Source organism: Microbacterium sp. K35 (assembly GCF_004794375.1).
GTDB lineage: Bacteria > Actinomycetota > Actinomycetes > Actinomycetales > Microbacteriaceae > Microbacterium > Microbacterium sufflavum.
Window position 1 is genome coordinate 1 of the sequence record NZ_SSDM01000206.1, and the last position, 2,222, is coordinate 2,222.

Consider the following 2,222-nt stretch of genomic DNA (forward strand, 5'->3'; position numbering starts at 1 on the left):
CAGCCGCTCGAACGACGGGGCGGGCAGCAGCGGCGGGGCCTCGACCACGGGCTCCGGCTCCGGCTCCGGCTCGGGTGCCGCGACCCGCGCGTCGAGCATCAGCGACCCGACGGCCTTGTCATGCCAGCCCTGGAAGCGTCCGGAGCCGTCGAACAGCGGGCTGAAGTACCCCACCACGATCGCACCGGCCAGACCGAAGACGATGTTGCGCAACAGGGCACGACCGAAGCCCAGCGGGGCACCGTCCGCCGCGGTGGCCAGGCGCAGACCCTGCGCGCGCATGCCGATCGAGCCCTTTCCGGCCTGCATCACGGTGTAGACGACGAACCACGCCAGCAGCACGAGGCTCACGATCGGCCCGCCGATCAGCAGCGTCAGGAGCGAGGCCTCCAGGCCGCCCGACAGCGAGGTGGCCACCAGCAGACCGCCGCCGAGCAGGATGCCGAGGCCCGCCGCGATCGCGGCGTCGATGACGTAGGCGATCACCCGGCGGGAGATCGGCGCGATCTGCGTGAGCGCGGGCGGCGTCATGGGGTCTCACTCTCGGTCGACGGCGGGGGCGTCTCGTCGTTGCTCTTGATGGTGCCAGGTTCGCGGCGCACGCGCGCGGCCGCCGCCTCCTTCAGGCTCTGGAAGCCCTGCGACACCGCGGTGCCGCCGAGCAGCGAGCGCAGGCTCAGCCGTGCCTTGACGCGCTTCCAGAACCCGGCCTGCTCGCCGAGGCCGCCGACGATCTCGTCGACCTCGCTCCAGAAGGCGTCCACGTCCTGCGCCGTCGGCTCCGTCGGCCCGAACACCTCGGCGTCGGCGCGCTCGGCGAGGGTCGTGACCTGCGGCACCGTCAGCGTCGACGCGACCACGGCCGCCTCCTCGCCGCGGGTGCCGCCCGGGGCAAGCCGCGCGCCGTAGTCGACCGCGCGGTCGGTGAGCTCATCCCACCCGCCGCTGATGCGGTCGGCGGTGCGCGCGGCCGATCGCCGCGCCCGGCGCCTCGCGGCCTTCCACGCCCCGATCACGATGAACGGCGACATGAGCAGCGCGATCACGGCCAGCGAGATCCCGCCGATCAGCAGGATCGCGCCGATGATGCCCGCGAGGTTGAGGCTCTCGTCCTCCGACTCGCGGTCGTCCGGCAGGGTCGGCGGCAGGTCGACCGGCTCCTGCGGCGGAGGCGGCGGCTGCAGCACCTGCGGCTTCGGGTCGACGCGCGGCTTGGTGTTCTGGTCGTTCGGCACCTGGTCCTCGGGCGGCGTGGGGTTGAACGTCACCCACCCGATCCCGTCGAAGTTCACCTCGACCCAGGCGTGCACGGTGTCGCCGGTCGCCTCGAACACGGCCTCGCCCGCCTGCTCCTCGTCGGGGTAGTACCCCATCACGACGCGCGCCGGGATGTCGAGCTGTCCGGCCAGCAGCGCCATCGCCACCGCGTACTGCTCGTCGTCGCCGATCATCTGCTCGCCGCCGATGAGGGTCGAGATGCGCTCGGCCGTGTGACCGGCGCGCGACAGCACCTCGCCCTCCAGGCCGTGGCTGAAGAACCCGCCCTCGGAGAGGAAGTTCTCCAGCGCCCGCACCTGCTCGATCGGGCTCTCCGCCCCCGACACGGTCTCGGCCGCGAGCGCGGTGAGCTCCTCGGGCACGTTGCTGGGCTTCGGCATGGTCACGCGACCGAACGGCACCTCGGCGAGCTGCTCGTCGTCGGGCTGCGTCGGGATCACGGCGTCGACGGCGTACTCGTCGCCCTTCTTCAGCGTCGGGGTGGCGACCGCGGTCCCGGTCGAGGTGTTGACGTAGGTGCCGCGGCGCAGGTCCTCCGCGCGGTCGCCGTCGAACCGGATCTCGTCGAGCTGCCCGGCCGTGGGCATCCACACCCCGCGGTAGCCGTCGATCGCGATCTTGAGCGTCACCGGGATGCCCTCCGCCTCGGGCGCCATCGCCGAGCGCAGCGGGGCGAAGGCGCTCGACGACGTGGGTCCGCCGTCGGTGACGTTGTAGACCATGCCGTCGAACTGGTCCATCACGGCCGTGCGGATGCGGGCGCCCTTGGGCAGCCCCTGCACCGTGAACAGCGTCTCGTCGGCCTCGTCGCGCACGTTCTTGCGGAACGCCTGCAGCGGGCTGGGGTAGTCGCGGATGTCGAACGGCGGGATGATCACGTCGCGGAACACGTGCCGCGGCTGCGCGGGCGCGGCGAGGGCGCTCGTGGCCACGCCCGCCCCGCC

General features: G+C 72.8%; 2 protein-coding genes. Both read right to left on the bottom strand.

The window, feature by feature from the left end:
- Window positions 1-531 (bottom strand): RDD family protein (locus DW299_RS07755; RefSeq protein WP_136036250.1); only part of this gene is annotated, 531 nt, incomplete at its 3' end.
- The coding region (locus tag DW299_RS07760; protein ID WP_136036251.1) for a transglutaminase TgpA family protein at window positions 528-2,222 on the bottom strand (1,695 nt) is incomplete at its 5' end. The genes DW299_RS07755 and DW299_RS07760, both read right to left, overlap by 4 nt.